Origin of the sequence: Microcoleus sp. S13_C3, from assembly GCF_036700905.1 — a bacterium.
Classification (GTDB): Bacteria; Cyanobacteriota; Cyanobacteriia; order Cyanobacteriales; family Microcoleaceae; genus Microcoleus.
The window spans coordinates 18,818-22,487 of record NZ_JAUBPT010000129.1 but is presented as its reverse complement, the minus strand read 5'-3'; the positions used below and the strand labels follow the sequence as shown (position 1 = coordinate 22,487).

General features: G+C 47.5%; 1 protein-coding gene and 1 pseudogene. One reads left to right on the top strand and one right to left on the bottom strand.

What is annotated here, in order from left to right; all coding sequences use genetic code 11:
- Positions 1 to 264 precede the first annotated feature (264 nt).
- Positions 265 to 1,947 (bottom strand): tetratricopeptide repeat protein, encoded by a 1,683-nt coding sequence (locus QUA16_RS27205; protein WP_333109579.1) that lies wholly within the window; start codon positions 1,945 to 1,947, stop codon positions 265 to 267.
- A gap of 526 nt (positions 1,948 to 2,473) precedes the next feature.
- On the opposite strand from QUA16_RS27205, the pseudogene QUA16_RS27200 reads away from it, so the two are divergent.
- Positions 2,474 to 3,670, top strand: a pseudogene (locus QUA16_RS27200) (RluA family pseudouridine synthase); the annotation flags it as partial.

The window sequence follows — 3,670 nt, the reverse complement described above, 5'->3', positions numbered from 1 at the left end:
TACTTTTGTTACCTCTGTGGAAAAAATCCTGAAAGAATTTGGAGAAAACTATGTAATTAATTTTGTCTAGCTACTTAGCTTATTTGCATAGGGAAGTTCAGGTTAAAACTTTACCCCAGCGCAGCGTTACCAGGAACAAAGGATCGCGAATTAAATAACTTCCACAAGATTGTGGGATGGGCGTCTCGCCCGTCCAAAAAGGACGGGCGGGACGCCCATCCCACAAGAACCATCACGCATTGTAAGTTATTTAATTCTCATTCCTTACCACTTTCCTGACATGGCGCCCTTGAGTCTCAATTCTTCTCGACTGACTAAAGCTTCGTAGTAATCGGGTTTGATTTCGAGGGCGACTCCGTAAGAGCTAATGGCATCTTGAGTTCGCTGCAATTTTTGCAAAACGTCGCCCCGCTGTGCCCAAGCTTCCCAGTTGTCTGGCTTGAGTTGAATCACTTGGTCAAAAGCGACGAGTGCTTGGGAATAGTTCTGCATTTCCCCTAGAATCAGACCTCGCTGTACCCAGCCTTGATAGTTGTCCGGCCAGACAGTAATTGCTCGATCGTATGATGCTAGAGCTTGTTCGTACTGCTGCAATTTTGACAAAGCATTGCCGCGTTTCAACCAAGCTTCAAAATTGTCGGGCACGATTTTTAGTACGCGGTTGTAAGCTGCGACAGCTTCTTCGTAACGCTGCAATTTTTCCAGCGCTGCGCCTTGCTGCAAGCCTACTTTTGATGTAATTTCTGCTTCTGAAGTCAGAGAGATTACTTTATCAAAACAGGCGATCGCTTCTTCGTATTGCTGTAATTTTTCCAAAGCTTCGCCTCGCAAGTTCCAAGCTTCTAGAAAATTACCTTCAATTTGTAGGGCATTGCTGTAAGCGATAATTGCCTCTTTGTAGCGTTCCAATCCTGCCAGGGCGATGCCTCTACCCAGCCAAGCTTCGGGAAAATTCGGATTAATTTGAATGGCTTGGTCAAAAGCAGCGATCGCCCCTTCAAAATCTCTCGATTCTGACAGTGTTTGACCGCGCCCGATCCATGCTTCGGGATAAAAAGAATTAATTTGAATTGCCCGATCGAAACAAGCAATTGCCGCGTCGGCCCACTGGTGTTTGAGAGCCATTCCTTTATAAAACCAAGCTTCGCAGTCGTTGGGTTGCATTTGCAGTACGCGATCGTAAGCTGTCACCGCTTCTGCATATTTGTGCAATTTTGCTGAAGCAATGCCCCGATTGAACCAAGCCAGACTATTTTGTGGTTGCAGTTGAATGGCGCGATCGTAAGAAGTTACAGCTTCAGCGTAGCGTTCGGCTTTCATCAAAGCCAAACCTCGGTTCAGCCAAGCTTCCCAATTAGTCGGGACGAGTTTCAGCGCGCGCTCAAAAGCCGCCACGGCTTCAGGATAGCGCTCCGCTTGAACCAACACATTGCCTTGCCGATACCACATGGCGGGCAAATTCGGATGAAGTTGGGTTGCTTTTTTGTAACAGGTTGCGGCTGCATCCCACTGCTGCAATTCCTCTAAAACTCTGCCTCGCTGATACCAAGCTTCGTGCTTTTCTGAATTGATTTGAATTGCGGTGTCGAAAGCCGCGATCGCTTCTGAGTGATTTTGCAAACTTAACAGCCCTGTGCCCCGCAGCATCCAAGCCCAGTATTCTTCGGGATTAATTGCTGTAGCTCGATCGGCGCAGGCTACGGTTTCTGCGTAGGAATGCAGTTGCTTGTAAGCTTTGCCCAGATTCAGCCACGCCCTAGCCCAGTCCGGCTTAATTTGAACCGCTTTTCCGTAGCAAAGGACTGCCGCTTCGTACCTTCCTGCGGCGTACAATCTATTGCCCCGATCGTAATCTGGAAATGCTGCAAAAATTCTTAAAATCGGCGGCAGCAGAGCTGGTTGGGGGTTTGATGAGTTTTCAGGAGCCGAAGTCGAGAGGTCTGGCATACGCCTTACACATAAAAAATTTAGTGGGATAACAAGCTTGCGGTCTTATATATTAACTTATGCTTTTCTTAATCTCGCTGCTGTTTTGAAACAAATTTAGCATATCAGGCTTGGTGCAACCAATCATTTTTACTTAATTCTAGTAGGTATAAAATTATGCACCCTTCCCACGTTCGGTACACCCATGTAAGATATCGTCAGTCGATTTTAGATTTTCGATTGACCGAAAGCATCCATGATACAAGCCCCCGGATTCATTCCGAAAGCAGACTCAGGACCGGTGAAATCAACAACGTGTATCCGATGAAACTTGCCCCCCGAATTTATCCGTGGGGTCAATGCTTAAATCTAAAATCTAAAATCTAAAATCTAAAATCGATTGACTCGACAGATGAATCTGGGAGATTGAAGCAGAGTCTAAAATTTTCAGCTCTCCACGACGAGTGTCGGAAACTTGTATCCGTTTTTGGGCTGGGTCAAGACACAAGAAAATATATCCTAATTCAGATTTCAAACCACATTTAATATGTTAGAATTTCACGCGCTTTTAGATGTCACGGACTGTCATTGGGAGTCGATCGACTCGCAGCCGAATTATTGGTACGAAGGCCGTTGTTCTCAAAGTGGCGAGCTGCTGAGACTGCCGCGCACTCGAATGTCCGAGGATCTGGCGCGGGGTTTGATGCAGTACCTGGCGGCTGACGATTCCTACGATCGCGAAGGGAAGATGTACGGCATATTACTGGTGGAGAGGCCTTCGGGGGAACAGGGGATACTCAAAGCATTTTCCGGGCTGCTGAATGGTTGCAGCATTGTTGAAGGCTGGGTGCCACCGATTCCGGGACGTGATCGTGTTGCTTTCGATGAAGCCCGCACGTTAACTCAATTGGAGGTGATGAAACAGGAACTTATTGCATTGAATCAACTCCCGCAGCGACAAGAGTATGAAGCCTTATTTCGGGAGTTTGAAGTGCAAATGCAAGTTTTGAGCGATCGGCATCGCAATTGCAAGCAGCAGCGAGACGAAAAACGCCAGTTACTGTGTCAAACTCTCACAGCAGAAACACTAGAAATTGCCCTGGAACAACTGAATCAAGAAAGCCGTTTGGAGAAAATTGAACGCAGACAATTGAAACGACAGCGGGATGAAACATTGCAGCCCCTAAAACAATTAATTGAAGCTGCGGATCGACGGATGCGGGCGCTAAAACAGCAGCGAAAAGAACTTTCCCGCGAACTTCAGATGCAAATGCACGCGGCTTACACTCTGATGAATTTTTTGGGGAAATCGAGCTCGATCTCCTCATTAATGCCAACTAATTCTATTCCCACTGGCACCGGCGACTGTTGCGCCCCAAAATTGCTCCACTACGCGGCAGTACACCATCTGAAACCGCTGGCAATGGCTGAGTTTTGGTGGGGGCCGCCATCGGGGGATAAGATACAGGGAGAATTTTATGGCGCTTGTGGCGATCGGTGTCAGCCGTTGATGGGTTTTTTGCTGTCAGGATTGGCTCAAAATCCGATTGTTTCTACTAATATAAATGAGGGTTTAACAGGCGGGCTAGAAGCCCAACCCCTACTCCCCACAAGGAATAATGTTTCTTGTGGAACGGGCATCTTGCCCGTTGCGGGCGGGCTAGAAACCCAACCCCTACTCCCCACAAATCATCATATTTCTTGTGGAACGGGCATCTTGCCCGTTGCGGGCGGGCTAGAAGCC

Bases quoted from the DNA above. Each gene is read 5' to 3' on its own strand.
- QUA16_RS27205 (WP_333109579.1), bottom strand. From the start codon at position 1,947: ATGCCAGACCTCTCGACTTCGGCTCCTGAAAACTCATCAAACCCCCAA.